At 67.1% G+C, this 3,401-nt stretch carries 5 protein-coding genes; 2 read left to right on the top strand and 3 right to left on the bottom strand.

The features are described from left to right. Positions 1–790, top strand: a 790-nt coding sequence (locus tag VNS22_RS05420; RefSeq protein ID WP_325730379.1) for a 3-keto-5-aminohexanoate cleavage protein, incomplete at its 5' end; no start/stop codon positions are given. A gap of 28 nt (positions 791–818) precedes the next feature. On the opposite strand, the gene VNS22_RS05425 is transcribed toward VNS22_RS05420, so the two are convergent. After that, positions 819–1,817, bottom strand: coding sequence for a GlxA family transcriptional regulator (locus VNS22_RS05425; RefSeq protein WP_325730381.1), 999 nt, complete (start codon positions 1,815–1,817; stop codon positions 819–821). 177 nt (positions 1,818–1,994) lie between these two features. On the opposite strand from VNS22_RS05425, the gene VNS22_RS05430 reads away from it, so the two are divergent. Then, positions 1,995–2,654 carry an HD domain-containing protein gene (locus tag VNS22_RS05430; RefSeq protein WP_325730383.1) on the top strand — a complete coding sequence of 220 codons (660 nt, stop codon included), beginning with the start codon at positions 1,995–1,997 and terminating at the stop codon, positions 2,652–2,654. A gap of 66 nt (positions 2,655–2,720) precedes the next feature. Here the strand turns inward: VNS22_RS05430 and ccoS are convergent, their stop codons facing one another. After that, positions 2,721–2,909, bottom strand: coding sequence for a cbb3-type cytochrome oxidase assembly protein CcoS (gene ccoS / locus VNS22_RS05435; protein ID WP_325730385.1), 189 nt, complete (start codon positions 2,907–2,909; stop codon positions 2,721–2,723). Beyond that, positions 2,906–3,401, bottom strand: a 496-nt coding sequence (locus VNS22_RS05440; protein WP_325730387.1) for an HAD-IC family P-type ATPase, incomplete at its 5' end; no start/stop codon positions are given. The genes ccoS and VNS22_RS05440, both read right to left, overlap by 4 nt.

The following is a 3,401-nucleotide window of genomic DNA, read 5'->3' on the forward strand; positions in this document are numbered from 1 at the left end:
CTCGGTGCCGCGCAAGGCGCACAACCCGGCCGTGCCGATCACGCCGGAAGAGCAGATCGAATCGACTCATGCGGCGTTCGAGGCCGGGGCGGCGCTGGTGCACATCCATGTCCGCAACGACGACGAGACGCCGTCCTCCGACCCCGAGCGCTTTGCCCGCGTCCAGGAAGGGGTGCGCCGGCACTGCCCGGGCATGATCGTGCAGTTCTCCACCGGCGGGCGCGGCAGGGCCCCGGCGGAGCGCGCGAGTGCTTTGCCCCTGCGCCCCGACATGGCGTCACTGTCGACCGGTTCGGTGAACTTCCCCTCGATCGTCTACGAGAACCAGCCGCCTTTGGTGACCGAGCTGGCCAGCACGATGCAGCGCTTTGGGGTCAAGCCCGAGATCGAGATCTTCGATCTGTCCCATCTCCATGGCGCCCGCCGCCTGGCCGATGCCGGGCTGATGGACGAGCGCGCGCATCTCCAGTTCGTGCTGGGCATCCAGAACGCCATGCCGGCGGAGCGCCATCTGCTCGAGATCCTGGTCAAGGAAGGGCTGCGGCTGTTCCCGCAGGCGAGCTGGGCGGCCGCCGGCATCGGCCGGCACCAGCGGCAGGTGGGCGTATGGGCGATCGAGCTGGGCGGCCATGTGCGGACCGGGCTGGAGGACAATATCCGCCTCTCCGCCGAACGGCTGGCAGCGAGCAATGCCGAGCTGGTCGAGATCGCGGCAGCGCAGACCCGCGCGGCTGGTCACCGGGTGGCGACGCCGGCCGAGGCACGGACCCTCCTGCGGCTGCCGGCCTGACATCCGCTCCAGCCGGCGGGCGAGGCAGTCAGGCGGATGAGCCTGCCTGGCCCGCCCGCCGTAGCACGGTCCGGAAACTTTCCCGGTATCGGAGCGGGCTCAGGCCCAGACGGCGCTGGAACGCCGCCCGCATCTGTTCGGGGCTGGCGAAGCCGCAGTCGAATGCTACTGCCTTCAGAGCCAGGTCTGTCGCCTCGAGCAGGTTACGGGCGTGATCCAGCCTCACGCCTTCCACGAAATCGTGCGGTGTGATCCCCAGCTCGCGCACGAACAGGCGGGCGATGCTGCGCCGGCTCGTACCCGCTATCTCGGCCAGACGCTCTACCGGAAAAGGCTCGTCCGGATGATCCATGACATAGGCCTGGACCCTTCCGATCGGCGTATCCGGACTGGTGCGTGGTTGTAGCAGCGGACTGAACTGCGACTGTCCTCCCTGGCGTTGGGCGACAACCACGAGCCGCTTGGCGCAGGCGAGGGAAACTGCTTGCCCGTGATCCTCACCGACAAGCGCCAGCGCAAGGTCGATCCCGGCAGTGACGCCGGCAGAAGTCACCAACGCGCCGTCGCGGGCATAGATGCGATCGTGCTCGACACGGGCGCACGGGAATCTGTCAGCGAGCTGCGCGGCGTTCTGCCAGTGCGTCGTCACGGTGCGCCCGTCGAGCAGTCCGGCATGGCCCAGCACGAACGCTCCGGTGCAGATGGAGCCATAGCGCTCCGCGAGCACCCCCCAGCGACACAGCCATTGCGACATGCCCTCATCCGCTGGTGCTTCGGGGAGACCCGGACCGCCAGCTACCAGCACCGTGTGGAAGCGGCGGTCGGCTTGCGCGAAGGTCAGGTCAGCAGCCAGCAGCATGCCATTGGACGCCCGGACGGGAGCCTCGTCGGCCGCGAGGAGGTGACAATCGTATCCGTCACGGCTGGGCAAGAACCCATTCGCCTCGGCGAACACGTCGAGGGGCCCGACCACATCAAGCGCCTGCACGCCATCATGGACGAGCAGCGCCACATCCTTTCTCGCCATCCCCCCGGGCCTCTCACGTTCGGGCAGATTCCCGCTCAAGCTTGGCAGATTCTCGACGGTGTCGGCGTTGCGGCCAACCCTCCCCAACTCCTACTCCATCCTGGCGCGCCACCAAATCATCTAGGTGGCGTTCCCACTCACGAAAGATGCGGAACTGGGTTTTCAGGAGTAACGTCGATGACCAACACTCTTCTCAACGCCATCAGCATCAATGGCGTCTCGGTCCCCGATAGCAAGCTGGCTAGCACCATCACCGAATTCATCCGTGATACCGAGAACGAGTTGCTGTTCAATCATTCGAGCCGGGTCTATTTCTTCGGCGCCATCGCCGGCCAGCAGCGCGGTCTCACCTTCGATCCGGAACTGCTCTACGCCGCGACGATGTTCCACGACATCGGCCTGATGCCTTCCCACAGCAGCGAGAACCTCCGTTTTGAGGTGGATGGCGCCAACGCTGCCCGCGACTTTCTCCAGAGTTGGAAGGTCGACCCCTCGGACATCGAAAGGGTCTGGACCGCGATCGCGCTGCACACCACGCCGGGCGTGCCCGAATTCATGCATCCCGTGATCGCGCTGACGACCGCCGGGGTCGAGATGGACGTGCTGGGCCTCGCCTATGACCAGTATCCGGACGAGGTCCGCGAGGCGGTGGTCAACGCCTTTCCCCGCACGGCGCAGTTCAAGGAAGATATCATCCAGGCCTTCTACGATGGCATCAAGCACAAGCCGGACACCACCTTCGGCAACGTCAAGGCCGACGTGATCGCCGACAAGGAACCGCACTTCCACAGGGGCAACTTCTGCTCCGTCATTCGCGGGTCGCGCTGGAAGGCGTGAGAAGGAGCGCAGAACCCCTTGAGGGGAGTAGCCGCCCCGCGTCGATCATCCACGGAGCGGCAGGCGTCATCCGCCATTGTCGCCACGACCCGGGCCCTCGCCCGGCGGCTCGTCCTCGTCCTCTTCCTCCAGGATCCGCCAGGCCGCTCCCTCCAGGTCCTCGTACTGGTTGCTGCGCACGCACCAGATGAAGGCGATGACGCCAAGGCCGCCCAGGAAGAGGGCGATCGGGATCAGGAAGCCGATGATGCTCATCGGCGCTGCCCGGCCAGGCGCAGCGCGTTGCCGACCACCAGGAGGGACGAGCTGGACATGGTCACGGCGGCGATCAGCGGGGTGACCATGCCGAGCATGGCAAGGGGCACGGCCAGGACGTTGTAGCCGATCGACAGGACCATGTTCTGCCGCACCAGCCGCTCCGCCTTCCGAGCCACGGCCAGGAGCTCCAGGACGGCGCCCAGGCGCTGGCCCTGGAACACCGCATCGGCGGCGGTCTGGCTGATGTCGGCGGCCGTGGACGGCGAGGCCGACACATGGGCCGCGGCCAAAGCCGGTGCGTCGTTCAGGCCGTCGCCCACCATCAGCACGCGCTGGCCCTCCCGTCCCAGCGCCTGGAGATGGGCGGTCTTGGCGGTCGGATCGACGCCGGCCCGCCAGTGCTCAATGCCGAGCTGGCCCGCCACCTTCGCGGTCACCTCCGCCCGGTCGCCGGACAGGAGCTCCACTCGGAAGCCCTGCCCCTTGAGC

The organism is Geminicoccus sp. (assembly GCF_035556675.1).
Classification (GTDB): Bacteria; Pseudomonadota; Alphaproteobacteria; order Geminicoccales; family Geminicoccaceae; genus Geminicoccus.

Coding starts and splice junctions, on each gene's coding strand:
- VNS22_RS05430 (WP_325730383.1), top strand. CDS start 1,995: ATGACCAACACTCTTCTCAACGCCATCAGCATCAATGGCGTCTCGGTC.
- VNS22_RS05425 (WP_325730381.1), bottom strand. CDS start 1,817: ATGGCGAGAAAGGATGTGGCGCTGCTCGTCCATGATGGCGTGCAGGCG.
- ccoS (WP_325730385.1), bottom strand. CDS start 2,909: ATGAGCATCATCGGCTTCCTGATCCCGATCGCCCTCTTCCTGGGCGGC.